Source organism: Enterobacter cloacae complex sp. IR5412 (genome assembly GCF_049237385.1).
In the GTDB taxonomy this organism is placed as follows: Bacteria; Pseudomonadota; Gammaproteobacteria; order Enterobacterales; family Enterobacteriaceae; genus Enterobacter; species Enterobacter intestinihominis.
Genome location: NZ_JBMKHQ010000001.1, coordinates 259,138 through 285,388, shown reverse-complemented (window position 1 = coordinate 285,388; position 26,251 = coordinate 259,138). Strand labels below are relative to the sequence as shown.

26 protein-coding genes and 2 pseudogenes are annotated in these 26,251 nt (G+C 54.7%); 10 read left to right on the top strand and 18 right to left on the bottom strand.

Annotation, left to right across the window (positions count from 1 at the left end; genetic code table 11):
- Positions 1–278 (bottom strand): annotated as a pseudogene (locus ACOTX2_RS01485) (fumarate hydratase); the annotation flags it as partial.
- A 52-nt stretch (positions 279–330) separates the two neighbouring features.
- A complete protein-coding gene (locus tag ACOTX2_RS01480; protein WP_074133615.1) occupies positions 331–1,839 on the bottom strand; it encodes an anion permease in 1,509 nt (502 codons plus the stop codon).
- Between the two features lie 608 nt (positions 1,840–2,447).
- On the opposite strand from ACOTX2_RS01480, the gene ACOTX2_RS01475 reads away from it, so the two are divergent.
- Positions 2,448–5,228, top strand: a complete 2,781-nt coding sequence (locus ACOTX2_RS01475; protein WP_063147759.1) for a flavocytochrome c — start codon at positions 2,448–2,450, stop codon at positions 5,226–5,228.
- 58 nt (positions 5,229–5,286) lie between these two features.
- Positions 5,287–6,249, top strand: coding sequence for an FAD:protein FMN transferase (locus ACOTX2_RS01470; protein WP_063147760.1), 963 nt, complete (start codon positions 5,287–5,289; stop codon positions 6,247–6,249).
- Here the strand turns inward: ACOTX2_RS01470 and dcuR are convergent.
- Positions 6,230–6,949 carry a two-component system response regulator DcuR gene (gene dcuR / locus ACOTX2_RS01465; RefSeq protein WP_063147761.1) on the bottom strand — a complete coding sequence of 240 codons (720 nt, stop codon included), beginning with the start codon at positions 6,947–6,949 and terminating at the stop codon, positions 6,230–6,232. The two genes, ACOTX2_RS01470 and dcuR, sit on opposite strands and share 20 nt — an antisense overlap.
- Complete coding sequence (locus ACOTX2_RS01460) at positions 6,946–8,562, bottom strand: sensor histidine kinase (protein WP_045308599.1); 1,617 nt, start codon at positions 8,560–8,562, stop codon at positions 6,946–6,948. Before ACOTX2_RS01460 ends, dcuR begins: the two co-directional genes overlap by 4 nt.
- A gap of 153 nt (positions 8,563–8,715) precedes the next feature.
- Here ACOTX2_RS01460 and ACOTX2_RS01455 point away from each other — a divergent pair, with 153 nt between their 5' ends.
- Positions 8,716–9,579 (top strand): N-acetylmuramic acid 6-phosphate etherase, encoded by an 864-nt coding sequence (locus tag ACOTX2_RS01455; protein ID WP_023300495.1) that lies wholly within the window; start codon positions 8,716–8,718, stop codon positions 9,577–9,579.
- A gap of 55 nt (positions 9,580–9,634) precedes the next feature.
- On the opposite strand, the gene ompC is transcribed toward ACOTX2_RS01455, so the two are convergent.
- Positions 9,635–10,801, bottom strand: coding sequence for a porin OmpC (ompC, locus tag ACOTX2_RS01450; RefSeq protein ID WP_023300494.1), 1,167 nt, complete (start codon positions 10,799–10,801; stop codon positions 9,635–9,637).
- Positions 10,802–11,085: 284 nt separating this feature from the next.
- Between ompC and ACOTX2_RS01445 the strand changes: the two genes are divergently transcribed.
- From ACOTX2_RS01445 to ACOTX2_RS01435, 3 genes are read left to right on the top strand one after another with little or no spacing between them, the layout of a single operon-like run.
- Positions 11,086–11,787, top strand: a complete 702-nt coding sequence (locus ACOTX2_RS01445) for a phosphohydrolase (RefSeq protein WP_023306528.1) — start codon at positions 11,086–11,088, stop codon at positions 11,785–11,787.
- 43 nt (positions 11,788–11,830) lie between these two features.
- Complete coding sequence (locus ACOTX2_RS01440; RefSeq protein WP_100148665.1) at positions 11,831–13,264, top strand: DNA cytosine methyltransferase; 1,434 nt, start codon at positions 11,831–11,833, stop codon at positions 13,262–13,264.
- Positions 13,245–13,736, top strand: a complete 492-nt coding sequence (locus ACOTX2_RS01435) for a very short patch repair endonuclease (protein WP_022648562.1) — start codon at positions 13,245–13,247, stop codon at positions 13,734–13,736. Before ACOTX2_RS01440 ends, ACOTX2_RS01435 begins: the two co-directional genes overlap by 20 nt.
- Here ACOTX2_RS01435 and yedA read toward each other — a convergent pair.
- Positions 13,708–14,622 (bottom strand): drug/metabolite exporter YedA, encoded by a 915-nt coding sequence (yedA, locus tag ACOTX2_RS01430; RefSeq protein ID WP_058646935.1) that lies wholly within the window; start codon positions 14,620–14,622, stop codon positions 13,708–13,710. The two genes, ACOTX2_RS01435 and yedA, sit on opposite strands and share 29 nt — an antisense overlap.
- A 175-nt stretch (positions 14,623–14,797) precedes the next feature.
- Between yedA and ACOTX2_RS01425 the strand changes: the two genes are divergently transcribed.
- From ACOTX2_RS01425 to dgcQ, 3 genes are all read left to right on the top strand, one after another.
- Positions 14,798–15,712 carry a DUF808 family protein gene (locus tag ACOTX2_RS01425; RefSeq protein ID WP_169441341.1) on the top strand — a complete coding sequence of 305 codons (915 nt, stop codon included), beginning with the start codon at positions 14,798–14,800 and terminating at the stop codon, positions 15,710–15,712.
- Between the two features lie 77 nt (positions 15,713–15,789).
- Complete coding sequence (locus ACOTX2_RS01420; RefSeq protein ID WP_022648559.1) at positions 15,790–15,972, top strand: YodC family protein; 183 nt, start codon at positions 15,790–15,792, stop codon at positions 15,970–15,972.
- A gap of 84 nt (positions 15,973–16,056) precedes the next feature.
- The gene (dgcQ, locus tag ACOTX2_RS01415) at positions 16,057–17,757 is read left to right on the top strand and encodes a cellulose biosynthesis regulator diguanylate cyclase DgcQ (RefSeq protein ID WP_063147763.1); all 1,701 of its coding nucleotides are present in this window, start codon (positions 16,057–16,059) and stop codon (positions 17,755–17,757) included.
- Here dgcQ and ACOTX2_RS01410 read toward each other — a convergent pair.
- Both ACOTX2_RS01410 and yodD read right to left on the bottom strand, forming a co-directional pair.
- Positions 17,742–18,542 carry a mannosyl-3-phosphoglycerate phosphatase-related protein gene (locus ACOTX2_RS01410; protein WP_063146287.1) on the bottom strand — a complete coding sequence of 267 codons (801 nt, stop codon included), beginning with the start codon at positions 18,540–18,542 and terminating at the stop codon, positions 17,742–17,744. The genes dgcQ and ACOTX2_RS01410 overlap by 16 nt on opposite strands.
- 296 nt (positions 18,543–18,838) lie before the next feature.
- On the bottom strand, positions 18,839–19,066 hold the full coding sequence (yodD, locus tag ACOTX2_RS01405) for a YodD family peroxide/acid resistance protein (protein ID WP_017383339.1): 228 nt from the start codon (positions 19,064–19,066) through the stop codon (positions 18,839–18,841).
- Positions 19,067–19,194: 128 nt separating this feature from the next.
- Here yodD and dsrB point away from each other — a divergent pair, with 128 nt between their 5' ends.
- Entirely contained in the window at positions 19,195–19,383 is a 189-nt protein-coding gene (gene dsrB / locus ACOTX2_RS01400) for a protein DsrB (RefSeq protein WP_003859583.1), read from the top strand.
- 98 nt (positions 19,384–19,481) lie between these two features.
- On the opposite strand, the gene rcsA is transcribed toward dsrB, so the two are convergent.
- The 10 genes and pseudogenes from rcsA to fliJ form a co-directional block, all read right to left on the bottom strand.
- The gene (gene rcsA / locus ACOTX2_RS01395) at positions 19,482–20,105 is read right to left on the bottom strand and encodes a transcriptional regulator RcsA (RefSeq protein WP_022648556.1); all 624 of its coding nucleotides are present in this window, start codon (positions 20,103–20,105) and stop codon (positions 19,482–19,484) included.
- A 290-nt stretch (positions 20,106–20,395) separates the two neighbouring features.
- Positions 20,396–21,188, bottom strand: a pseudogene (gene fliR / locus ACOTX2_RS01390) (flagellar biosynthetic protein FliR); the annotation flags it as partial.
- 6 nt (positions 21,189–21,194) lie between these two features.
- Positions 21,195–21,464, bottom strand: a complete 270-nt coding sequence (gene fliQ, locus ACOTX2_RS01385; RefSeq protein WP_003859587.1) for a flagellar biosynthesis protein FliQ — start codon at positions 21,462–21,464, stop codon at positions 21,195–21,197.
- Positions 21,465–21,474: 10 nt separating this feature from the next.
- Positions 21,475–22,212, bottom strand: coding sequence for a flagellar type III secretion system pore protein FliP (gene fliP, locus ACOTX2_RS01380; RefSeq protein WP_022648554.1), 738 nt, complete (start codon positions 22,210–22,212; stop codon positions 21,475–21,477).
- Entirely contained in the window at positions 22,212–22,586 is a 375-nt protein-coding gene (gene fliO / locus ACOTX2_RS01375) for a flagellar biosynthetic protein FliO (RefSeq protein WP_022648553.1), read from the bottom strand. Before fliO ends, fliP begins: the two co-directional genes overlap by 1 nt.
- A 2-nt stretch (positions 22,587–22,588) precedes the next feature.
- Entirely contained in the window at positions 22,589–23,002 is a 414-nt protein-coding gene (fliN, locus tag ACOTX2_RS01370; RefSeq protein WP_003859592.1) for a flagellar motor switch protein FliN, read from the bottom strand.
- Complete coding sequence (fliM, locus tag ACOTX2_RS01365) at positions 22,999–24,003, bottom strand: flagellar motor switch protein FliM (protein WP_006811158.1); 1,005 nt, start codon at positions 24,001–24,003, stop codon at positions 22,999–23,001. The genes fliN and fliM overlap by 4 nt, the downstream gene beginning before the upstream one ends.
- A gap of 4 nt (positions 24,004–24,007) precedes the next feature.
- Complete coding sequence (gene fliL, locus ACOTX2_RS01360) at positions 24,008–24,478, bottom strand: flagellar basal body-associated protein FliL (protein ID WP_003859598.1); 471 nt, start codon at positions 24,476–24,478, stop codon at positions 24,008–24,010.
- A 106-nt stretch (positions 24,479–24,584) separates the two neighbouring features.
- On the bottom strand, positions 24,585–25,799 hold the full coding sequence (gene fliK, locus ACOTX2_RS01355; RefSeq protein WP_063147764.1) for a flagellar hook length control protein FliK: 1,215 nt from the start codon (positions 25,797–25,799) through the stop codon (positions 24,585–24,587).
- The gene (gene fliJ, locus ACOTX2_RS01350; RefSeq protein WP_006811155.1) at positions 25,796–26,239 is read right to left on the bottom strand and encodes a flagellar export protein FliJ; all 444 of its coding nucleotides are present in this window, start codon (positions 26,237–26,239) and stop codon (positions 25,796–25,798) included. Before fliJ ends, fliK begins: the two co-directional genes overlap by 4 nt.
- Between the last annotated feature and the right edge of the window lie 12 nt (positions 26,240–26,251).

Genomic DNA, 26,251 nt, shown 5'->3' with positions numbered 1-26,251 from the left:
TTGCGCAGGAATTGCAGGGCGACGTACTTATCGTTCTCGCTGGCTTCCGGGTCGCTCAGAATAGCCGCAACCTGCTTCTGGTGAGAGGTGCGCAGCATAAACGCTGCGTCGTGGAAGGCCTGCTGGGCCAGCAGGGTCAACGCCTCTGGCTCGACTTTCAGCACTTCCTGACCGTCGAACTCGGCAACGGAAACGTGCTCTTTGGTCAGCAGATAATATTCGGTGTCGTCATGCGCGAGTGGGAAGGGGTTCTGGTAGATAAAGGGTTTGTTTGACATAGCTTGCTCCACAAAAATTTAACCGCCGGAGGAAATGTCCGGCGGTCAGAAATCAGAACATCATGGACATCCACGGGTAACCAATCAGCAGCAGAGCTGCCAGGAAGATGGCGCCGAAGATAGTGCCGAGGCGCCAGTAGTCTTTGGTTGGCAGGTAGCCGCTACCGTAGTAAATCGGGCTTGGGCCAGTACCGTACGGGGTAATGATCCCCATCACGCCCAGCGAGGTCACCATCAGCAGGACGAACACTTCCATATTCATGCCCGGAATGGTGGAGGCGATGGTCAGCATCGCAGGCAGCAGCGCCGTGGTGTGCGCGGTGGTGCTGGCGAACAGGTAGTGCAGCAGGTAGAACGCCAGCAGCAGGACGATGGTGGCGACACCCGGAGAGATACCGCTCATCAGCATGCCGCCTTCTTTACCCAGCCAGCTGATAAAGCCGGTGGAGGAGAGACCATCCGCCAGTGCCACCAGGGTGGCGAACCAGACGAAGGTATTCCACGCGGCTTTGTTGCCGGTGATGTCGTTCCACTCCAGCACGCCGGTCCACAGCATCAGGCCAACGATCAGCAGGGCAGCCATGGCCGGTTCAATCCACGCCGCGGCGAAGATCCACATCAGCAGCGCGCAGCACACGAACACCAGCAGCAGGATCTCATTGCGCGACAGTTTGCCCAGTTTTTCCAGTTCGCGGGTCGCCCACAGAGGTACTTCATTGTTTACCTTCACTTCTGGCGGGTAGAACCAGTAGGCCAGCAGCGGCATGGTCAGGATCAGCAGGATACCCAGCGGCAGGAAGGCGAGGAACCAGGTCCCCCAGGAGATATCAATTCCAACGGTGCTTTTCACCAGCGCCAGTGCCAGCAGGTTAGGTGCCAGAGCGGAAAGGAACATCGAGCTGGTGATACAAGCCGCGGTGATTGCCACCCACATCAGATAGGAACCGATTTTGCGCGCGCTTGGGTCGTTGGGTTTTGAACCGTACAACGGCGGCAGGTTAGCGATAATCGGGTAGATGGTCCCGCCGCTGCGCGCGGTGTTGGACGGGGTGAACGGGGCCAGCAGCAGGTCCGCAAACGTAATGGCGTAACCGAGCGTCAGGCTGCGACGGCCCAGGTACTTCACCAGAATCAGCGCCAGGCGGCGGCCGAAGCGGGTTTTGTCGTAGCCTGCGGCGAACATAAAGGCACCGAAAATCAGCCAGACGGTGGAGTTACCAAACCCGCTCACCGCCCATTTAAAGGAGGCGCCCGCCAGCTTGAATTTCGGGTCAGTCAGCTGTTCGGGGCTAAAGAGCACCCACTGGCTGCACAGCGCAATCGCCACCACGCCGGTGAGGCCGATTACGGCGCCCGGCAGAGGTTCGAAAATCAACCCGACGATGACGCCGACAAAGATGGCGAAGTAGTGCCACGCATATGGCGGCAGCCCTTCCGGAACGGGGACAAACAACAGCAGGACGGCGACAATGACGGGCAGGGCCATCATCAGCAGGCGTTTTGCTGTTCCATTTGATGCCAGATTCGCCGCAGGAGGCGTTACAGCAGTTTTTGTTTTCATAGTTTCACGTCTTAAGTTGTCAAAAATTCGTCGTACAGCGAAAACACAAATTCGATTGCTTTATTCGTTTTGCTTTTTTTAGTTATTTAAGGTGCGTTTTTGTGTTTTCAGTAATAGCGATTTAACGCATTTTTGTTTGCGCTAAATAAAAAATGATGATGTTTTTATATTGCGCCTTTGGATGCCATTACTATTGATCGCGATCAAAAAAACAGAATTGAGGACGTAATTTTATACTTTTTATAATAACCACTCTGAGTAGTGTGGTTATTCGCTATTATTAAGCATTTTATTTATCAATTTTATAACATTATTAGTTTGGGCTGTATTTTACCTTTTGATTTTAAAGGGTTTTTGGTGTGTATGGTGTATTGGCTTTACCATTGTTGATTTAACTTTTTTTAAATTAATGTGAACGTATAAAACATTCGCGCTAACACCAATGTGTTATTAATGTTATCGCAGGGATTAAATAGTTTATTAACTAACGTAATGACTTTAGAAACTAAAAAAAGCTTTATATTAATGTCATGACATCGGCAAAAACACGAAATAAAAAATCCATACCGATAACGAATTCTTAATTTTTAAAGTTTGGAGTTTCTATTATGAGCACTAACGAACGTATTTTAAGCCCCTTCACATTACCGAATGGTACTGAACTGAAAAACCGTTTGTTAATGGCCCCGATGACAACCTGTACGGGGTATTACGATGGCACCGTGACCAGCGAGCTGGTGGAGTACTACCGTGCCCGCGCTGGTAGCATCGGCACCATTATCGTTGAATGCTGTTTTGTTGACGATCTCGGCCTTGCGTTCCCGGGCGCAATTGGTATTGATAACGACGAAAAAATCGCCGGACTGGCAAAAATCGCTGACGCCATTAAGTCCAAAGGTTCCAAAGCCCTTCTGCAAATTTACCACGGCGGCCGTATGGTCGACCCAAAACTGATCGGCGGCCGCACGCCGGTTGGCCCAAGCGCGGTTGCCGCGCCGCGTGACGGTGCCGCGACGCCGGTTGCTCTGACTTCAGAAGAAGTGGAAGGCATGATCGGCAAGTTCGGCGAAGCCGTACGCCGCGCAATTCAGGCCGGCTTCGATGGCGTCGAAATCCACGGGGCGAATACCTATCTGATCCAGCAGTTCTACTCCCCGAACTCTAATCAGCGCGACGACGAGTGGGGTGGCAGCCGCGATAACCGCGCGAAATTCCCGCTGGCGGTGCTGGACATTACCCACAAGATGGTGCGCCAGTATGCGGACGACGCGTTCATCGTTGGCTACCGCTTCTCACCGGAAGAGCTGGAAGTCCCCGGCATTCGCTTCGAAGACACCCTGTATCTGCTGGAAAAACTGGCCGCTCGTGGGGTGGATTATCTGCACTTCTCCCTTGGCGCCGCCCTGCGTCCTTCTATCGTCGATACTCAGGACCCGACGCCACTTATCGAAAAATACTGCGCCATGCGCTCTGACACGCTGGCGCAGGTACCGGTGATGGGCGTTGGCGGCGTGGTGAATGCCACGGATGTGAATGAAGCGCTGGATCACGGTTACGACCTGATTGCCGTTGGCCGCGCCACCATCGCCTATCCGGACTGGACCGATCGCATCGCGGCGGGCGAAAGCCTGGAGCTGTTTATGGACAGTACCCGACGCGAAGAACTGAGCATCCCGGAACCGCTGTGGCGCTTCTCGCTGGTGGAAGCGATGATCCGCGACATGAGCATGGGCGAATCTAAATTCAAACCGGGCACCTTTATTGAAAAAGTGCAGGACGATGCTAACGAACTGGTGATTAACGTCAGCCTCGAAACCGACCGCATCGCCGATATCGAACTGGCCTCCGGCCCGAGTGAAGACGTCGAGTTTGTCACCAGCTTCGAAGAGATCCGTACCCGTATTCTGGATGCCAATACCCCGCACGTGGATGCTATCACCGGCGCAACCAGCCAGAGCGAGGCGGTGAAAAAAGCGGTCTCGAAGGCGATGCTGAAATCCAGCAAAGCGCTGGCGGCAGAAGAGGGCGCTGACCCGAATGAGACTAAAAGCGTGGACGTGGTGGTGGTCGGCAGCGGCGGTGCCGGTCTGGCGGCGGCGATTCAGGCGCACGACGAAGGCGCGAGCGTGCTGATCGTTGAGAAAATGCCGACTATTGGCGGGAACACCATTAAAGCCTCTGCCGGGATGAACGCGGCTGAGACCCGCTTCCAGCGCGTGAAGGGCATTCAGGACAGCAAAGAGCTGTTCTACCAGGAAAGCCTGAAAGGCGGTGGCGATAAGAACAACCCTGAACTGCTGCGTCGCTTTGTCGAGAACGCGCCGCAGGCCATCGAATGGCTGGCAACGCGCGGCATTATGCTGAACGACATCACCACCACCGGCGGGATGAGCATCGACCGTACGCACCGTCCGAAAGACGGTTCCGCGGTGGGCGGATATCTGATTAGCGGCCTGGTGCGCAATGTCAACAAACGCAACATCGAGGTGATGCTGGATACCTCCGTGAGCGACATCATCTTCGAAAACGGCGAAGTGACCGGCGTGCGTCTGACCACCGAAGAGAACGAAACCCTCACCGTGGCAACCAAAAGCGTAATTGTCGCGACGGGCGGCTTCAGCGCCAACAGCCAGATGGTGGTGAAATACCGTCCGGACCTGGAAGGGTTCGTGACGACTAACCACAAAGGCGCAACCGGCGGCGGTATCGCACTGCTGGAGCGTATTGGCGCAGGCACCGTCGATATGGGCGAAATCCAGATCCACCCAACCGTTGAGCAGAAAACGTCGTACCTGATTTCCGAATCCATCCGCGGCGGCGGGGCGATTCTGGTAAACCAGCAGGGCAACCGCTTCTATAACGAAATGTCGACCCGCGACAAAGTCTCGGCGCAAATCATCGCGCTGCCGGAGAAATACGCTTACATCGTCTTTGACGAGCATGTTCGCGCCAAAAACAAAGCCGCGGATGAGTACATCGCGAAAGGGTTTGTCACCAGCGCCAGCTCGCCAAAAGCCCTGGCGGAAGCGCTGGGGATGGATCACCACCAGTTCCTGGCAACGCTGGAACGCTACAACGGCTTTGTGGAAAAACAGCATGACGATGATTTTGGCCGCACCACCGCGCTGCGTGCGCCTATCAACGAAGGGCCGTTCTATGCCATTCAGATTGCGCCGGGCGTGCACCACACCATGGGCGGTGTGACCATCAATACAGAAACCTGCGTGCTGGACAGCAACCACAACGTATTGCCGGGAGCCTTTGCTGCGGGTGAGGTTGTCGGGGGTATCCACGGCGGTAACCGCATCGGTGGTAATGCGGTGGCAGATATCATTATTTTTGGTACGCTTGCCGGACATCAGGCGGCTATGCGTTCGAAAACACGGTAAGGCTCCTGTTTCCCCGGCGGCGCGGTGCTTGCCGGGGCTACATCTGAGGACTTATGTAATGCCTGATAGCCATCGCGTTTACAGCTACAACGCCGTTCTGATGGGCTCGCCCATCCTCCTGAAACTCTTCTCCCATGACGAAGCCCTCGCGTCCCGCGTGTTTCGCCTGATCAAACAGTACGAAGATCTCCTCACCGTCAACCGTGCGGATTCGCAGGTGATGGATGTCAACCATGCTGCCGGTCAGCATCCGGTTGTCGTCAGTCGCCCGGTGTTTGACCTGATCCGCTGCGCGAAAGCGGCCAGCCTGCCTACAGACAGTGCGTTCAACCTGGCGATAGGTCCGCTGGTCAAACGCTGGAAAATTGGCTTTAAGGGGGACGCTGTACCGCCCGCGGACGAGATCGCCGCCTTGCTGAGTATCACGGATCCTGCGAACGTGGTACTGGATGACGCCAACAGCAGCGTGTTTCTTACACGCCAGGGAATGCAGATCGATCTGGGGGCTATCGCCAAAGGTTATATCGCCGACAGGGTGCGGGATTACTTGCATAAAGAGGGCGCCGAACTCGGGTTGATCAACCTTGGCGGCAACGTCCAGACGTTAGGCTCGCCGGAGGACGGCTGGCACGTCGGCCTGAAAAAACCGTTCGCCGGTGATGCGCTGATTGGCGCCATAACGGTAGAAAACCGGTCGGTTGTGACGTCAGGCACCTATGAGCGCTACTTCGAGCAGAACGGCAAACGTTATCATCACATACTTGACCCGCGTACCGGCTACCCGCTGGATAACGAACTGGACAGCGTGACGATTATTTCGCAAGACTCCCTCGACGGCGATATCTGGACCACGCTGATCTACGGCATGGGCGTGGAGCAGGGCTGCGCCGCGCTGCGTTCGCGCCCCGATATTGAAGCCATTTTTGTCACCAAAACAAAAGAAGTGGTGATCTCCTCGATGCACCACTTCCGTTTTACCCTTCTGGACGACAGCTACCGAATTACTGGCAGTACTGTTTGAGCAGGCCGACCTGTTCCGGCTGCAAACGATAGCGATATACCGGTCGACCGGTGGCACCGTAGTGAATGCTGGTGAACAGGATATTTATTTGCGCCAGCCAGATCAGGTATTTGCGGCAGGAGACGCGGGAAATGTTGACCGCATTCGCCAGATCGTCGGTGGAAAATTCTATCTCCGGATGGCTATCGATCCACTGGCAAATGGTGCGCAGCGTCTGCGGCGTTAAGCCTTTCGGTAATTTTTTGCTGTCGGCCAGCTCCGGCGCGCCGCCGTGAATCAGCCTGTCGACGTCGGCCTGTTCATAATACTGATGCGAGCCCATCAGACTGCGCTTTGCCTTCCAGCCGTTCAGCGCCTCTTCAAAACGCGGGAACTGGAACGGTTTAATCAGGTAATCCACCACGCCATAGTGCATCGACGTCTGGATCGTTGCGGCGTCGGAGGCTGACGAAATCATGATAACGTCAATCGGGCGGCCCGATGCCCGGATGATGGGCAATAGATCCAGCCCGTTATCCTGCTGCATATAGACATCCAGCAGCACCAGATCGATCGGCTGGCCTGGGTTTGTGATCAATGCTTCGGCCTGGTTGAGCGTGGAAGCGACGCCGCAGCAGTTAAAACCCTCAACGCGGTTAACATACAGACGGTTGAGGTCGGCTACCATGGCGTCATCATCGACAATTAATACATTTATCACGCGATATTCCTCTCGCTATCCCAGGGGATCTGAACAAAAAATTGGGTAAATACGCCAGGCTCCGACTCGACGGTAATATCTCCGCCCAGGTTCTGGATCTGCTGACGTGCAAGGAACAGCCCAACGCCACGGTTTTCACCTTTTGTTGAGTAGCCCTTTGTAAAAATAGCCTCCAGCCGCTCGGGATCAATGCCGGGACCGTCATCGCTGACCTCACCGCTCAGCCAGCCGTTCTGATAATGCAGCAGCAGGCCGATCTCGCCTTCCGGCTGACCTTCCATCGCATCCAGGGCATTTTCGATTAAATTGCCCAGCACGGTGATCAGAACCGCAACCTGCTCTTCATTGCTGGTGTCAGGAAGCTGACTCTCCTCGGCCAGCGTCAGGGTCACTCCCGCCTCTTTGGCGCGGTTGATTTTACCCAGCAGGAAACCCGCAATGACCGGCGATTTAACCTTGCGCTGTATCGCGCCGATATCCGTCTGATAATTCTGTGCGGTCTGGATGATGTACTCTTCCAGCTTATCGTAGCGCTTCATGTGCAGCAGGCCGAGGATCACGTGCAGCTTGTTCATAAACTCATGCGTATGTGAGCGCAGGGCATCAACATAGTTGACCATACCATCGATACGCTGCATTAACTGGCTGATTTCGGTCTTATCGCGGAAGGTGCTGATTGCCCCGATGACCTGATTCTGGCTTTTCACGGGGACCATGTTGCACAGCAGTAGCCGTCCGTTACAGCCGATCTCTTGATCCTGGCGAGCAATGCCGGTTTTCGCCACTTCCCGCAGGCTGGCCAGCAATGGTTCGCCGCTGCTCTCGGAGTGCTCACCCGAGCTCAGGAGCAAAATTTCTCTGGCGGTGTGGTTAATCATCGTCACGCGCCCGTGCATATCTACAGCCATCACGCCTTCGCGCAGGGACTGCAACATGGCCTGGCGCTGCTCAAAGAGGGCGGAGATCTCGTAAGGCTCAAGCCCGAAGAGAATACGTTTCAGAACCCGGACCAGACCCCATATCGCCACTGAGCTCATCAGAACGCTGAATAAGATGGTCCACACGGCATTGAGCCGACCGCGGGCAATCTGATCTTCAACTTTATTCAGCGAAATACCCACCACGACCACGCCGATCTGGTCGTGCCGATCGTCATAAACGGGCGTAAAGACGCGCAGTGCTTCCGCGAGTGCGCCGCGGTTCACGGAGACATTCTCTTTCCCTTCGAGGGCGGGCGTCAGATCGTCGCCAATAAAATGCAAACCTAACAGCGCTTCGTTTGGATGGGAATAGCGGATCCCACGCAGGTCGGTAACCACGGTAAACAGCAGGTCGTTGCGCTTCGTCACCGCCTGGGCAATCGGCTGGATGATGCCGGCCTGCGGCGATTCCATCAGGCCACGCTTGATCTCCGGGCTGTCGGCCAGCGTTCGGGCGATACCCAGCGCAGTATCTTTCACGTCATCGCGCGTGGCACGGGTGATCTGCACAGAGTACAGCGCGAAGACCACCAGCAGCACAGAGCCGATAATGGCGCACACCATCAGCGTAACCAGCGTATTCAGCTTCATAGGGCGCTTGCGCGTCGGGGGGAAGGGCTGCAAATCGCTCATTAACACTCCGCGATGAAAAAGAAAGGGCTAATTATCGCTGATGACGGGCATTTCATAAAGCCATGTAAAGAGAGGCGTTTCGTGAGCCTTCTCTCATGTGACCTGTATAAAACACTTTATAGTGTGGGGGTACTCATAATAAGGAGGCAGTTTATGAGCATTATGCTTACCGGTACGGCCAGGGAAAGACGGCACGCCAGCACGATGAACATCGACAGATTATCTACGCTGGATATGCTTAATGTCATACACCAGGATGACGCACAAATCTCTTCTGCACTTACCCCTCACTTAAGTATGCTGGCTCGCGTGGTGGATAACGCGGCGGCGACGCTTAGTCACGGCGGACGTCTGGTGCTGATCGGCGCAGGCGCGTCCGGAGGCGTGGCGAAGCAGGCGGCAGAAGCGTTCGCGCCGGGAAAACATCCGGTCATTGCGATGACAGCAGGCGATAACGCCGGAAGCTACGCGCGCGGCGTTGCCGACCTTCAGACGATAAAATTCGGCGAGCATGACATGATGCTGGCGCTGTCCGTCAGCGGCAAAACGCCATGGGTTTGGGGCGCGATGCGTCATGCGTGGTCTCTGGGCTCAACGGTCGCGCTCATTACGGAGGATGCGCAAAGTGAAGCGGCGCAGCTGGCGAGCATGGTTATTGCCCCCGATCTGGGCGCGGATGTGGTTGCCGGGTATACCAACGCCAAAGCGGGCATTGCGCAAAGCATGATAATGCATATGGTCACCACCGGTCTGGCGATACGGACAGGACGGGTGTACAGCAACCTGCGTGTTGATCTGGAGGCAAGCAATACCAGATGGGCCGAGCGACAAATTGCCATTGTAATGGAAGCGGGGGGATGCTCCCGGGCGCAGGCGAAGGCGGCGCTGGAAAGCTGTAACCATCAGTGTAAAACGGCGGTGCTAATGGTGCTGACGGGTATGGATGCCTGGAAAGCCCATGAATTACTGGCACAGAATAACGGGTTTGTTCGCCTGGCCTTGCAGGAAGCGCCGTAATATTTCAGCGTCAAATAAAAAAAGCCCGCGTTGCGGGCTTTGCTATTTATGGGGATCAGAACTGGTAGATCATACCGATGCCAACGATGTCATCGGTTGCAATACCGTTGTCACTGTAGAAGGCATCATCTTCGTCCAGCAGGTTGATTTTATAATCAACGTAGGTGGAGAAGTTCTTGTTGAAGCTGTAGGTCATGCCCACGTCGATGTAGTTAACCAGATCCTGGTCTACATAGTCATAACCATTGCCTGGATGATAATCGTTACCACCCAAATCGATGCCTTTTGAATAGACCCACGCCAGGGATGGACGCAGACCGAAGTCAAACTGGTACTGCGCTACGGCTTCAAAGTTCTGAGTTTTGTTGGCGATGCCATCATTGCCGTACGGAGTCATGTTGCGGGTTTCTGCATACATCATTGCCAGGTAGACATCATTCGCATCGTATTTTGCACCGATTGTCCACGCTTCCGCACGTTCACCGCCGGCATATTTGCTGAAGCGATTATAGGTACCTGCGCCGTAAGCAACCTGGTCGTTGGTACGGTCAGACGATGAATAAGCGGCACCCAGCGAAAGACCGAAATCGAAGTCATAGGTAGTTGACATACCGAAGCCGTCGCCGTTCTGGAAACGAACATCATCATGGCCGTTTTTGGTGCCTTCCTGATTTTCGTTTGCGTTAGCACCTTCATTAGCACCCTGATATTGCAGTGCAAAGTTCAGGCCGTTAACCAGACCGAAGAAGTCATTATTACGGTAGGTCGCCACACCGTTAGTACGGCCAACCATATAGTTGTCGGTCCAGGTATAGGAGTCGCCACCAAATACTGGCAGCATATCGGTCCAGGCTTCAACGTCATACACGACGCCGTAATTACGGCCATAATCGAATGAGCCATATTCGCCGTATTTCAGGCCAGCAAAGGCCAGACGGTTAAAAGAGGTGTCGCCTGCGCCTTCGGTATCGTTAGCGTAGGTTTTATATTCCCACTGGCCGTAACCAATAAGATCGTTATTAATTTGTGTTTCGCCTTTGAAACCAATCTGGACATAGGTTTCATCGCCGTCGTCGCCTGGGTTGTCGGAGAAGGTATGACGTGCATCAACTTTACCGTACAGGTCAACTTTGTTGCCGTCTTTGTTATACATTTCCGCCGCATTTGCTGCGCCAGCCATTAATAACGCGGGTACAAGAATTGCCAGAACTTTTCTTTTCATTATATATTCCCTTTAAATATAAATTGTCTGAATATATGTAATTACCCTCCGTAACTACATGGCTGATACTATTCTATGGATTATTATTTAGGTTCAAAAATAAATGTAATTAAACTGGTAAAAATATTACAAAATATTTCTTTTTATCTCTTTATTTTTCGCGTGAATTAATTCATTGAAAATATAGTGGGTAATTATTATTAAGTATTTCTAAATTCTATTTATTAAGGGTTTTGATTCGGGTGTATTATAATTCACTCTCTTTTGAGCAACAGGATGGGATGATGGAACTTGCGCAGTGGCAGCACCGTTTTGAGCGCTGGCTCGACGAAAATCATTTTACTGATGATGCGGCGCACGATATCGCCCATTTTCGCCGCGTCTGGATGACGGCGCAGACCATTATGGCTGACGGGGATTGCGATCCGCTGGTTGTGCTGACCGCATGCTACTTCCATGACATTGTCAGCCTGCCGAAAAATCACCCGCAGCGTAGTCACTCCTCGCGGCTGGCAGCGCGAGAAACGCGCCAGATCCTGAGCCGCGATTTTCCTGATTTTCCGCCCGATCGGTATGCGGCCGTTGAGCATGCCATTGAAGCGCACAGCTTCAGTGCCGGTATCGCGCCGCAAAGCCCGGAGGCCAAAACGGTCCAGGATGCCGACCGGCTGGAGGCGTTAGGCGCCATCGGCCTTGCGCGCGTCTTTGCCGTGTCCGGTGCGCTGGGCACCGCGTTGTTTGATGCCGACGACCCGTTTGCCGGGGCGCGTGCGCTGGATGATAAAGCTTTCGCGCTCGATCACTTTCAGACCAAACTCCTGCGCCTGCCGGACACCATGCAAACCGCACGGGGACGCGAACTTGCGCGTCACAATGCCGATTTCCTGATCCAGTTTATGGCGAAGCTGAGTGCTGAATTACAGGGCGATTACCTCGGAACCGACAGCCAGATATTGACCCATTTCCGTCGCAGTGTGCGATCCTGAACTGTGGTACTCTGTTTTCTGTCTTTATTGTCCGGTTAAGAGAATGCAGGAAAATCGATCAGTGACTGTGCCCGCGCCTGAGCGGGTTGAGAAATCAACGGCAGCCGTGCAGGCACTCCTGCGTCAGTTGCTGGAAATGTACGATGCTAAAACGCTGGCAAACCAGCTGGTGGCACATGGCGAGAGCCACTGGAGCCCGGCAATACTCAAGCGGCTGCTGATAAGCGACAGGGCAGGGCACCGCCTGAGCGACGGCGAGTTCCGTTATCTGCGCAACCTGCTGCCGCGGCCGCCTGCTGCGCATCCGAATTATGCCTTTCGCTTTATCGATCTCTTTGCCGGTATTGGCGGCATTCGCCATGGCTTTGAAGCTATTGGCGGGCAGTGCGTGTTCACCAGTGAATGGAACAAACATGCCGTCCGCACCTATAAGGCGAACTGGTACTGCGACCCCGACGAGCACCAGTTCAATGCCGACATCCGCGACGTCACCCTGAGCCACAAAACCGGCGTCAGCGACGAAGAAGCCGCTGAGCACATTCGCAACACCCTTCCGGCGCACGATGTGCTGCTGGCAGGCTTCCCGTGTCAGCCGTTCTCACTGGCTGGCGTGTCGAAAAAGAACGCGCTGGGACGTGCGCACGGCTTTGCCTGTGATACGCAGGGCACACTGTTCTTTGATGTTGCCCGGATTATTGATGCCCGCCGCCCGGCAATTTTTGTGCTGGAGAACGTCAAGAATTTAAAGAGTCATGACGGCGGCAAAACCTTCCGCATTATCATGCAAACGCTGGATGAACTGGGTTACGACGTGGCGGATGCAGAGGACATGGGGCCGGACGATCCGAAAATTATCGACGGCAAACACTTCCTGCCACAGCACCGCGAACGCATCGTGCTGGTGGGATTCCGCCGCGATCTCAATCTGAAAGGCGATTTTACGCTGCGCGATTTGCCCTCGCTGTATCCGGCGCGCCGTCCGACAGTGGCCGATCTGCTGGAGCCCGCCGTCGATGCGAAATTCATTCTGACGCCAGTGCTGTGGAAATACCTCTATCGCTATGCCAAAAAGCATCAGGCCAAAGGCAATGGCTTTGGGTTTGGCATGGTCAATCCGCTTAATCCTGACAGCGTGACGCGTACGCTGTCGGCGCGCTATTACAAAGATGGCGCGGAAATTCTTATCGATCGGGGCTGGGATAAGGCGCTGGGCGAAAAAGATTTCGACGACCCTCAGAATCAACAGCACCGACCGCGGCGCTTAACGCCGCGCGAGTGCGCCCGCTTAATGGGCTTTGAGGCGCCGCAGGGCTACAGTTTTCGCATTCCGGTGTCGGATACACAAGCCTATCGTCAGTTTGGCAACTCGGTGGTGGTGCCAGCCTTTGCCGCCGTCGCAAAACTGCTGGCCTCACGCATCAGCAAGGCCGTTCAGCTGCGTCAGAGTGAGGCCGTCAATGGCGGACGTTCACAATAAGGCCACGCGCAGTAAAAACATGCGTGCCATCGGCACGCGTGATACCGCGATCGAAAAAAGGATCGCTGGCCTCCTGACCTCCATCGGGTTTGAATTCAGGGTTCAGGATGCCACGCTTGCCGGGCGTCCTGATTTCGTGATCGATGCGTATCAATGCATCATCTTTACCCACGGCTGTTTCTGGCATCATCACGACTGCTATCTGTTTAAAGTCCCGGCGACACGCACCGACTTCTGGCTGGAGAAGATTGGCAGGAACGTCGAGCGTGATAAACGCGATGTTTCGCAGCTTTACGCCCAGGGCTGGCGGGTGCTGATTGTCTGGGAGTGCGCACTGCGCGGAAGAATGAAGCTGAATGACGTGGAACTGACGGAGCGGCTGGAAGAGTGGATCTGCGGCGGCGGTCAGGCCGCGCAGATCGATACCCAGGGCATTCACCCGATCACGGTTTCTCCACCTCACACGCCGTGACAATCGGTTTCGCGGGCAGTAAATATTTACCCAGCGTGACCAGCACCACGGCAAAGACAATCACGCCCAGCGCCAGCCATTCAATCGTCGACAGCACTTCGCCCGCAAAACCGGTACCCAGCAGCACGGCAACCACCGGGTTAACGTAGGCGTAGCTGGTGGCAACCGCCGGTGAGACGTTGCGGATCAGGTACATATAGGCGTTGATGGCAATAATCGAGCCAAAGAGCGCCAGATACCCGACGGCCAGGAAACCTGAGAGATCTGGCATTGCCGTCAGTTTTTCACCCGTCAACGCCGAGGCAATCAGCAGCACGATGCCTGCCGCGAGCATTTCAATGGCACCCGCCATCATCCCGGAGGGCAGCTCAATGCGGGAGCCGTAGACCGAGCCGAAGGCCCAGCTCATCGAGCCGATCATGATCATAACGGCAGCCCAGGGGTTTCCGCTCAGGTTTCCGCCGCTGTTCAGCATGATAATACCTACAAGCCCAATCGCGATGCCCAGCCATTCGAGCTTACGGGTGCGGATCCCGAACAGACGACTAAAGCAGAGCGTAAACAGCGGCACGGTCGCGACGACCACGGCGGCGATGCCCGACGGCACGTTCTGGTGTTCGGCGACGGTTACTGCACCATTGCCCACCGCCAGCAGCAGCAGGCCGATCAGGGCGGCGTTAAGCAAGGGACGCAGCGGCGGTAGCCTGTGGCCGCGCAGCAATAAAAACGCCATCAGCAGCACGCCAGCCATAAGGAAACGAATACCGGCCATCATCAGCGGGGGCCAGCTTTCCACGCCAATACGAATGACAAAGTAGGTGGATCCCCAGATGATATACAGGGAAAAAAGTGCTCCAATGAGCGGTAATAAATGCCGAAAACGCATAGTCCCTCACGACGAAATAAAAAGTTCGCTCATAGTTAACGCCAAAACTATCGGGCTGGCGAGTGCTTTAATTGTGTTGTTAATGTGAAATTTTTGTTGACGTGAGGTGCCTGTTTCCGGGCGCTGAGTTTTGTTCCATACTATTCACTTAATTAGCAAAAAAAGAAGGATAGAGATTTTGGCAGGAAGTAGCTTATTAACATTACTGGACGATATCGCCACCTTGCTGGATGACATTTCAGTCATGGGGAAACTGGCGGCGAAAAAAACCGCCGGGGTACTGGGGGATGACTTGTCACTTAACGCGCAGCAGGTCAGCGGCGTACGGGCGAACCGTGAGCTGCCGGTGGTGTGGGGCGTAGCGAAAGGGTCCTTTATTAACAAGGTGATCCTTGTTCCGCTGGCGCTTCTCATTAGCGCCTTTATACCCTGGGCCATTACGCCATTGCTGATGATTGGCGGGGCGTTCCTGTGCTTCGAGGGTGCCGAAAAAGTGTTGCATATGTTTGCCGCACGCAAAGAGAAAGACACCCCGGAAATGCGTCAGCAGCGTCTGGAAGCGCTGGCCGCGCAGGATCCAAAAACGTTCGAGCGCGATAAGGTCAAAGGTGCGATCCGTACTGACTTCATCCTTTCGGCCGAGATTGTGGCGATTACGCTTGGGATCGTATCCGAAGCACCGCTGATGAATCAGGTCATGGTGCTTTCGTTGATTGCCATTCTTGTAACGGTTGGGGTGTATGGGCTGGTCGGTCTGATCGTCAAGCTGGATGATATCGGCTTCTGGCTGGAAAAAAAATCCAGCGCCATTGCCCGCGTTATCGGCAAAAGCCTGCTGGTGCTGGCACCGTGGCTGATGAAAAGTTTGTCGATAGTGGGAACTCTGGCGATGTTCCTGGTCGGCGGCGGTATTATCGTGCACGGCGTTGCTTCGCTGCATCATGCAATTGAACATCTGGCGTCGGGACATGGTTCGGTGATCGCCGCCATTCTGCCGACGCTGCTTAACCTTGTGTTGGGCTTTATCGTAGGTGTCATTGTGGTGGCAGTGGTCAAGCTGGTAGAAAAAGTACGCGGAAAATCGCATTAATTTTTGCTGACCCCGGATGCAAAAAGACCATTCCTCGTCTAAATTGAAAACGTTTCACCCTGATACAGGAGGCAGGTATGGTCTTTTTGGTCAGTGATGAAGTTAAGCCAAAGAATGGTGGTCCATGCATGATTGTCACCGGTTATTCCAGTGGAATGGTGGAGTGCCGGTGGCATGACGGATACGGCATTAAGCGGGAGGCTTTTCGTGAAGATGAGCTTCAGCCTGGTGATAAAAGGCAAAAACGCGATAAGGCTTAATCACACAACGCCCGGCCTTGCCGGGCGTTTTTACTGGCAGAAGACTTATCATATCGGATGGTGAGCGACACTCAGGGAGTGCGTGTGCAGCACAATACCTTTGTTGTAAAACAATCTTTTTTGCAGTGGCTGCATAAGCGTAGCAATCCCCGTTTGGTTGTTAACCTCTGTTTTATCGTTGTCCTGATCTTTTCCACCCTCCTGACCTGGCGCGAAGTTGTGGTACTGGAAGATGCCTATATCTCCAGTCAGCGTAACCATCTGGAAACGGTTGCCAGTGCGCTGGACAGACAACTCCAGTTCAGCGTCGATAAAATGCTGTTTTTTCGCCACAGCATGCGTGATGCGCTGGAAACGCCGCTGGCGTTTGGCGTGCTACATGATGCGGTAAAGCGTTTTGCCCGTTTGCGCACATCCCCCACCTGGCAAATTGAGGTTGATAAACAGCGCACATTGCCGATCAACGGTGTGTCGGATGCCTTCGTTGAAAAGACCACCCTTCTGAATCGCGATGATGAGTTTCTTGATAATGAACTGTCCGCCGCGCTTGAAGTGGGGTATTTATTGCGTCTGGCATCCAGTTCTTCCGGCAACGAAGAGCGCGTGATTTATGTCTCTCGCGCCGGATTCTTTCTGGAAACGGATACGCCGGAAAATGCCAGCGATATCGTGCAGCGTTACTACCATCTGGTCACTCAGCCCTGGTTTACCCAACAGTCCGAGCGTGAGAACCGTGCGCGTGCCGTGCGCTGGTTTATCTCGCCTCCTTCCTCCTTTGTGGGCAAAAAGCCGCTGATCACCGCCAGTGTGCCTGTTTATTACAATCACGTCTGGTATGGCGTGGTGGCGATGGATTTCACCTTTGCCACCCTGCGTCGTCTGCTGGTGGAGGCCATAGGCGATAACCCGGAAGGGGAATACCAGCTGTATGACAGTCGTCTCACCCTGCTTGCGACGTCTGGATCATCTGCTGCGGACGTTAATCATTTTGACGCGCCCGAACTAGCGCAGATAGCGCACGCAATAGAATCGGATTCCGAAGGCGGCATTCGCCTGGGGAGTCGTTTTGTCAGCTGGGAGCGTCTCGACCACTTTGATGGCATCGTCCTGCGCGTGCACACCCTGGATGAAGGGGTGCGCGGCGATTTCGGCAGCATCAGTATTGTGCTGGCATTGCTTTGGGCGCTGTTCACCGCGATGCTGCTCATCTCATGGCTGGTGATCCGGCGCATGGTCAGTAATATGTATTCGTTGCAGAATTCGCTGCAATGGCAGGCCTGGCACGACCCTCTGACCCGGTTGAATAATCGTGGGGCGCTGTTTGAGCGGGCGAAAATACTGGCGAAGCAGTGTGAACAGCAGGCGCTGCCTTTCTCTGTCATCCAGATCGATCTTGACTGCTTTAAGAGCATTAATGACCGGTTCGGGCACCAGGCGGGTGATAAGGTGTTGTCCCATGCTGCGGGGCTGATTGCCAGTACCCTGCGCACTAAAGATATTGCCGGGCGCGTCGGCGGCGAAGAGTTCTGTGTGGTGCTGCCCGGCATGACGCTTGAAGAGGCAGCGGAAGTTGCAGAGCAGATCCGTGAGCGTATCGACAGCAAAGAGATCCTGATTAAGAAAAGTACTACCCTGCGCGTGAGCGCGTCGTTTGGCGTCTCTGGCGCGCAGGAGAAGGGCAATTATCACTTCGAAAATCTGCAATCCACCGCCGATGCGCGTCTGTATGAGGCGAAACAGCGCGGGCGTAACCGGGTCATCTGGCAGGATCACGTTAAAAAGTAATCAAGCCCCTCGCGCCAGCCGGCCGGTCCGGTGTGCTGAGTGCGATAAACCCGTGTGGGATCGTTGTTCTTAAGGCTGACCCCCTCCCGGTTGAAGCCTTTCACCACCACGGCGAAGGCTACGCTGTCCAGCAGAGGGGCATCATTGGGGCCGTCGCCCAGGCCCAGCGTTGTCGGGTCAAATCCGTCGTGCAGGCGATACTGTTCCACAAGCCAGTGCACCGCCACGTCTTTGCCACAGCTCGTGTCCAGAATATGCCAGAAGCGAGCACCCGGGACGATCTTCAGCCCCTGCCGGGCCAGTTCGGCTGCGAAGCGTTTCATTTGTTCATCACTGTCACGCCAGATCAGCGTCACGGAAGCCTCGTGTTTACGTGCAAGCGCCGCACGGGGACGGCTTAGCCCGGTCCATTCGGCGACCACGCGCTCATCCACATCGTCGAAGGTGGTGAATTTCAGATGCATCTCCTGGCGTACCCGGGCAATAAACTGCCGGATATCGTCATGCTTCTTTTCTGAGGTGAACCGTGCGGCGTTTTCCCACCGTACGTCAGGCTGGATCACCGCGCCGTTTTCCGCAATGTAGGGCAGCCCGCCAAGGCCAAGTTCCTGCTGGATGTCACGCATTTCGGACGCGGTTTTGCTGCTGCACAGAATGACTGGTACCTGTTCATCCTGTAATCTCTTCAGCCAGGAAGCGGCAGGCTGCCAGTCGAGAGTGTGAAAATCCAGCAGCGTACCGTCGAGATCGGTAAAGACGAGCAGAGTCTCCTTTAGCGAAGGCATAACGTCTCCTGAATAATGATGTTCATCTAAGAAAAGTCTTAAAAAAACTCAGCATTGATGTCCCGTTGAAGTGGAAACGATCCCGATAAACCCACACGCGGCGCATGTTTATACTCATAACCAAAATTCACATGTATAAAATATAATATTCGCTAAGAGAATATATGCTTGTAAGACAAATCTGTTGGGGATAATGTCTTACCTGCATCAGATTTCCTGGTGTAACGAATTTACAAGTGCTTCTTGCATAAGCAAGTTTGATCCCGGTCATCCCCATGACCGGGATTTTTTTCGCCTTAGCGGTTCGTTTCCGAGACGCTAAAGTCATGGATATCCAGCTCGAATGCTTCAGCCAGTTCACGGTAGGTATGGTAATCACGACCATTGACCACGACACGGTCTGAATTATCCTCCGCGCGATGAACTTCGGACTCACTGATTTCATTAATGGCGGCAAGCAGGGCATCGACATCCACTTCCACCTCACGCTTAATGGTGTCGCTGTACTCTTTGTCAGTCTTCATGGCGGGCTCCTCATTTAACCGTCTCAACAGCTAAGTATAGACCGCACACAAAAACGCCATTCGCGTCAGGCGGCGATGCCAGCCAGGGTAATTTGTTCTACACTGGCTCAAAACCACAGGAGGAATGTATGAAGGTCAACGATCGGGTAACCGTCAAAACGGACGGTGGGCCGCGCCGCCCGGGCGTGGTGCTGGCAATAGAAGAGTTTAATGAAGGCACAATGTATCTGGTGTCGCTGGAAGATTACCCGCTCGGCATCTGGTTCTTCAACGAACTGGGGCACCCGGATGGGATCTTTGTGGAAACGGCGGAATAGGGCGGCGTCGGGGGCGTCTTCTCCCCGGCCCGGCTGCTGAAAAGCAAAATCTCTGGCCAGGCCAGAGATCAAGGTAGGGTACAACATGGCCGTGCAAATTAGCGCATATTAACGAAAATCCCATTCGTCACATTATCTGTCAGGCGTACGACATGATATATCACTTGCTTATTATGCGTTTTAATTTTCCTTTTAATATTTCCTTTGTGTGACGATACTGTTTTTGCCTTGATATTCATCTGGTCTGAGATCTGAATTGTCCCTTGTCCAGCCATCCACATTCTTAGCATACTTGATTCAGTTCTGCTTAATGATAGGGTGGGTAAGTTAACCGCCCCTACATTCTTAACTTCTTTATTCAAATAATCGCCCAGAATGTCATCAAGCGACTCTGGTTTAATCGATTTCGAACTGATTAATAAGTTTTTACGCACCAACAAATACTCATCGAAATGAATATTGGCGATCGCCATAAAAACAATAAACAGGGTTCTGGGATGCTGATTAATGATCTGCTTAATGTGCTGACTGTTAGCGGGGTCGTGAATGAAACAGTCCTCATTAATAAACACCACGCCGGGCTTGTGAGTCTCACAAGCGGCTGCGAGTTCTTCAACGGTGTGTGCATCGTTGATGTCTCTCTTTCTTACCCCTCTGCTTGCTAAGTACCCGGTTAACCCTAGCCGGGTGTAGCTGCATAAATCCATAATGATCGTTGACATGGCATACCCTCACTCAATGCGTAACGATAATTCACCACCTGCCTGAGAGCTCATAAACAGCCATACGGGATGGAAAAAATCTAATAAAACCTGTGAGCATGACAAAGACTTTCAGGCGAACTCACTATCCCGTAAAGTTACGTATAATTTGCCAGGAATCATCTTAAAGTAAAGTAAATATTAAGTATTGTGAGGTGGTTAGAAACATTTAAACCGCGTCAGATATATCCTGGTAGATGTTTTTCAAGATTATTTTTAGGAATATCCTCAGAAAGACATTGCAAACACTGCGGGTTATTATTTGCGTGGAAGTTCGCTGACAATATCCGCTAAGAGATTGAATATCTCGCTGAATAAATGCTCGCAGAAGGGGGCGATAAGTGGCATCAATAATGACATTAATAAAAGGCCAACCGTCAACGTCACCGGAAAGCCGATGACGAATACCGACAGCTGCGGGGCCATTCGGTTGAGTAAACCCAATGCGAGGTTAACGGTGAGCAACAGGGTTATGACAGGCAGCGCCAGCATCAGCCCGTTGAGGAAGATCAGCCCGGCAGCCCGCACCAGCGCCAGAAAAGCGTTACTGTTCACCGGGTTGTCGCCAATCGGCAGCGTGTGGAAGGTGTCCACCAGCATAGAGATGAGCCACAGGTGGCCGTTGAACGAGAGAAACAACAGCATCGCCAGCAGGTCGATAATACGCGCCAGCACGGGCATATTCAGATGGCTGCCCGGGTCAACGAACGTCGCGAAAGAGAGACCCATCTGCAAACCGATCAGTTCGCCCGCCGTTCGTACCGCGGCGAAGGCGAGCTGCATCGTAAATCCGACCGCCACGCCAATCATCACCTGTTGCAGGGCAATCCAGATCGCATTCGGGGAAAAAATCGGAATATCCACCGCCGGCAGGGAAGGGGCAACGATAATGGTGATAACCATGCCCAACCCAATTTTGATGCGTTTAGGCACCGACTTTTCACTGAGTATGGGGGCGGTGGAGATCAGCGCCATGATGCGCAGCATCGGCCAGAAATAGATCCCGAGCCACTGAACAAACTGATCGCTGGTGAATTGCAGCATCGTCCGTCAGCCGATGATGTAAGGCAGATTGGTGAACAGGTTGCGCATGTAGTCCAGCAGCAAATTGAGCATCCAGGGCCCGGCAACGATAATCGCCACGAAGACGGCGATGATCTTCGGGATGAACGACAGGGTCATTTCGTTAATCTGCGTGGCGGCCTGAAGAATACTGATAATCAGACCGGTTACCAGCGCAACCAGAAGCAGGGGCGCGGCGACGGCAATCGCGACTTTCATCGCTTCCGTGCCCATCATCATGACCGACTCAGGCGTCATTGCGTGCTCCTCAACTGTAGAAACTCTGCGCCAGCGAGCTGACCAGCAGTTGCCAGCCATCGACCAGCACGAACAGCATGATCTTAAAGGGCAGGGCAATAGTTGCGGGCGGGACCATCATCATCCCGAGCGCCATCAGGACGCTGGCGATCACCAGGTCAATAATCAGGAACGGAATGAAAATGGTGAAGCCAATCTGGAACGCCGTTTTCAGCTCACTGGTCACATACGCTGGCAGCAGAATGCGCATCGGCACCGCTTCCGGTCCCTGTAACTCGCCCGTGTTAGCGAGACGGGCAAACAGGGCCAAATCCGCTTCGCGCGTCTGGCGAAGCATAAATTCACGTAATGGCTGAGCCCCCTTTTCCAGGGCAACCTGCATGGAAATTTTATCTTCGCTGAACGGCTGGTACGCCTCGGTGTAAATCTTGTCGATCACCGGCGACATAATGAAAAAGGTCAGGAACAGGGCTAAACCCAGCAGCACCTGATTGGGCGGCGCGGACGGCGTGCCGAGCGCATTTCGCAGCAGACCAAACACAATGATGATGCGGGTGAAACTGGTCATCATCAGCAGGATCGCCGGGATAAAGGTCAGTGAGGTGATGAACACCAGCGTCTGCACGGAGAGGGACCAGCTTTGTCCCCCGTTCGCCAGCGGCGTGGAAACCAGCCCCGGCAGCTGCGCATACACAGAAGGCGCGAACAGGCCCAGACCTGCCAGCGTAAGCAATAACAAACGGCGCATCAGGATCTCCCGGAACGCTTGAGCAAACTCTTCATAACGGACTGAAAATCCGCAGGGGCCTGGGCGTTAGCCTCCACCGTGACAGGCGCAGGGGGCAGCGTGTGAAGAACGTTAATGCTGGAGGCGGTCACGCCCAGCACCAGTCGCGCATCTTCCACTTCCACAATGACCACGCGCTCGCGTGGGCCGAGTGTGGTGCTGGCGCTGACCTTCAGTCCGCGCGTGCCGGCCGTTTTCCCCGCCAGCCCGAAACGCTTTGCCAGCCAGGCGGCGATAAGGATAAAGGCAATAATACCGAACAGCGCGCCGCTCACCTGAAGCAGCGGGGAGCCGGGTACGGCGGAGGGCGCGGACAGTGTTGCCTGGGTTTTCATACTTAACGGCTCAGGCGACGCATACGTTCGGAAGGGGTAATGATGTCGGTGATACGTACGCCGTATTTATCGGCCACCACCACTACTTCGCCCTGTGCAATCAGGTAGCCGTTGATCAGAATATCCAGTGGCTCACCCGCTAAACCGTCCAGGGCTACCACGGAACCCTGCGTCAGGCGCAGCAGCTCTTTAATAGTCATGCGGGTGCGGCCCAGCTCAACGGTCAGCTTGACCGGAATGTCCATAATCAGGTCGATGTCCTGTAACGTCCCGCTGACGTCGCCGCCGCCTAACTGCTGGAAGACCGCGTCTGCCGCGCTTTTCGTCGGCGTCGTTTTTTGCTCGTTTAACGCGTCAGCCCACAGATCGTCCAGTGCTCCGCTGTTTTCATCGGACGGATTGTTCATGTCACTCATTTGGGCTGTTCCTCATTCAGCGAATTCAAAATCGGGTTGATCAAGTGCTCAACGCGTAACGCATACTGGCCGTTAATTGTGCCGTACTGGCTTGTCAGCACGGGTACGCCATCCACATGGGCAATAATGCGGTCGGGTTTATCTATCGGCAAAACGTCGCCGGGTTGTAATTTCAGGATCTGCGATAACCGCATGGAGATGTCGGCAAAGTTAGCCACCAGCTCCAGCTGCGAGTGCTGAACCTGGCGCACCAGGTTCTCACGCCAGTTCTGATCTTCATGGCGTGAGTTCTCCAGCGGCGGGTTCACCAGCAGTTCGCGCAGCGGTTCAATCATGCTGAACGGCAGGCAGATGTTGAACTCGCCCGTCAGGTTGCCGATCTCGACGTGGAACGGGGTGTTCACCACGATGTCATTCGGTGAGGTGGTGATGTTGGTAAACTTCACCTGCATCTCGGAACGCACGTACTCCACTTCCAGCGGGTTAATCGCTTTCCACGCGTCGCTGTAGGATTCCAGCGCCAGCTTCAGCATGCGGTTAATCACGCGCTGTTCGGTATGGGTAAACTCGCGGCCTTCCACTTTGGTCGGGAAACGGCCATCGCCACCGAACAGGTTATCCACCGCGATGAACACCAGGCTTGGCGAGAACACCACCAGGCCGGTACCGCGCAGCGGTTTCAGATGGATCAGGTTAAGGTTGGTTGGCACCGGCAGATTGCGGGCAAACTCATGATACGGCTGAATGCGGATCGCACCGACGGTGATATCCGGGCTACGACGCAGCAGGTTAAACAGCCCCATTCGGAACTGACGTGCGAAACGTTCGTTGATGATCTCCAGCGCCTGTAAACGCTCGCGCACCACGCGACGCTGGGTATTGGGATCGTAGGGACGAATATTATCGTCGCCGGTCAGACCCGGCTTCGGATCGTCACTCTTATCGCTGTCGCCATTGAGCAGCGCATCGATTTCTGCCTGAGAAAGAATACTGTCGCCCATGTCGTTACCGCAGAATGAAGGCTGTATACAGAACGTCAGTGACTTCCTGCTTAGGTTGGCCATTGACCAGCGGGGTCGCCAGCGTCTGTTTGATCGCATCCACCAGCTTTTGCTTGCCCACATCGGTGGCGAGCGCGGAGGCATCCTGACGAGAAAACAGCAGCAGCAGACGGCTACGCACTTCTGGCAGGTAGTCGTTCAGACGTGCACGGGTCGCTTCATCTTTCAGACGCAGCGTAATGCCCACGTAAAGCACGCGATCCGCATCGCCGAGGTTCACGGTGAACGTATCCAGCGGGTAGAAGACCGGCGCCGGTGGAGGCGGCGCTTCAGCTTTGGCGGCTGCGCTGGAGGGTTCCTGCTGCATACGCCAGTAACTGTAGCCTGCGGTGGCGCAGGCCGCGAGGGTAATCAACACCAGCAGCGGGATCCAGATGGAACGCTTGCTTTTTTTGGTGATAGCGGAGTCTGTCATCTGATACGAGCTTCCTGTTTCGGTACAGCTTAATACGGTGATTATCCCGTGTCCGGCTTAGGTCAAAGCGTGGAAAAGACGGGGATAATCACGTTACCTCTGGCGTTTAGGCAAAGATGTCTACGGCACGGCTGCCGCGCGCGGCGGATTGCAGGGCGGCAGGGGCAGGCAATAACTCTTCGCTCTCCTCGTTAAACCCGCCATGCTGGCCTGAACGCGAAGCGTGCTGTTGTTGCCCGGATGAAGATTGCTGCTGCCCGGCAAAGCCTTCGCTGCTGACGCTGCTTTGGGAAAGCTGTATGCCGTTTTCCGCAAGCTGCGTGCGCAGGATCGGCAGGGCCGCTTCCAGCGCCGCACGAACGTGGCTGTGGGGCGAAACCATCTGCAACTGCGCCTGGTTGTCATCCAGCTTAAGCGAAATTTGCACCTGACCCAGATCTTCCGGGTGCAGGCGTAGCTCTGCGGTCTGTTGGCCCTGTCTGGTGAACAGGGTGATGTGCTGGCTTAGATTCTGCTGCCATTCGTGCGTGCCCAGCGGCTGGCTTAACACCGGCGCGGTCGCAACGGTAGCGGCAGGCTGGGGGGGGGCCAGGTGACTAACGATCGGGGCCAGCGTCGCGGTTGGGCTGGCGGCAGACGACGCCGTGCTCACTACGTCCTGCTTCTCCGCGACGGCGGCAACAGCTGGCGTAACGGCTGCCGTGGCGGGCAGCGACGTGTCGCTGTCCTGAACCGACGTTTTTTCCTGACCCGTTAACGCATGGCTAAGCGGCTGATGCTGGCCGTTGTCCGTCTGGGCTAGCGCAGAGGGGAGGGCGGCACGGGGGGCGACCTCCCCGGTGCTTGCTGGCTGCGTCGCCATTGGGGTGGTAGTCTGCTGGTGCGGTAACATCGCCATCAGCGCGCTTAACCCGGCCAGCTCCTCTTCTTCAGTCGTGGTCTCGCTGTTTGCTTTCGCGTCCATCCGGGTCAGCGCCTTCAGCGCATCCGTATTCGCTGCGGGTTTCAGACCGGAGACAAGGCTTTGCAGGGAGACGGCGGTATCTTCACCGGTCAGCGTCTCCTGGCGGGAGAGCAGCTCGGCGATTTTGGCCTGGAGCGTGGTATCACCGTTTTTTTCCTGTGCCGCTGTCGACAGCTTGCTTCCCGCCGCTTTCAGATCGGCCAGCGTCAGCGGAGCATCTTTGCCTTTGCCGGTGGTCTCGGTCAGCGCGCCCGCCAGCAGAGAGAGAAAATCTTGCGCGCCCTCAGCGCCTTTTCCGGTCAGCGTGCCGCCGGACGGGTCGCTGTCGGTCATCAGCAGTTGTTGCAGTGTGATCATTCTGGTTTCCTCATTGATGCGCGCTGGGCAAACTCATCCATTTTTTTCTGATCCAGACGGTTTTCCGCCAGGGTCGAGGCTGCAATCTGCCGGTCCTGTAAGGTTTGCCAGGCCTGCAACCGCTGTTTTTTCTCGCGCCAGAAATTCAGCGCGGTATCGACTTTTTGCGTCCACTGGTTAAGCTGCTGGCGATGCTGCTCAATCGCCTTTTCCAGCGTCTGGATAAACTGCTGATAGTTAATCCAGCGCTGGCTACCAATGCCCTGCGTCATGTCGGTGTTAAGGTTGGTGCGATATTCATGCTGATAGTCGATTAACATCTTCAACTGTTCTTCAGCCTGTTGGCACCCGCGTCGCATTGCGCCAAGTTGCAATGCGGCATCATCAACTTCTTTTTCAGCCAGATCTTTCAGCGTTGATAACGCGCTGTTCTGCGCCATGACCTTCGCCCT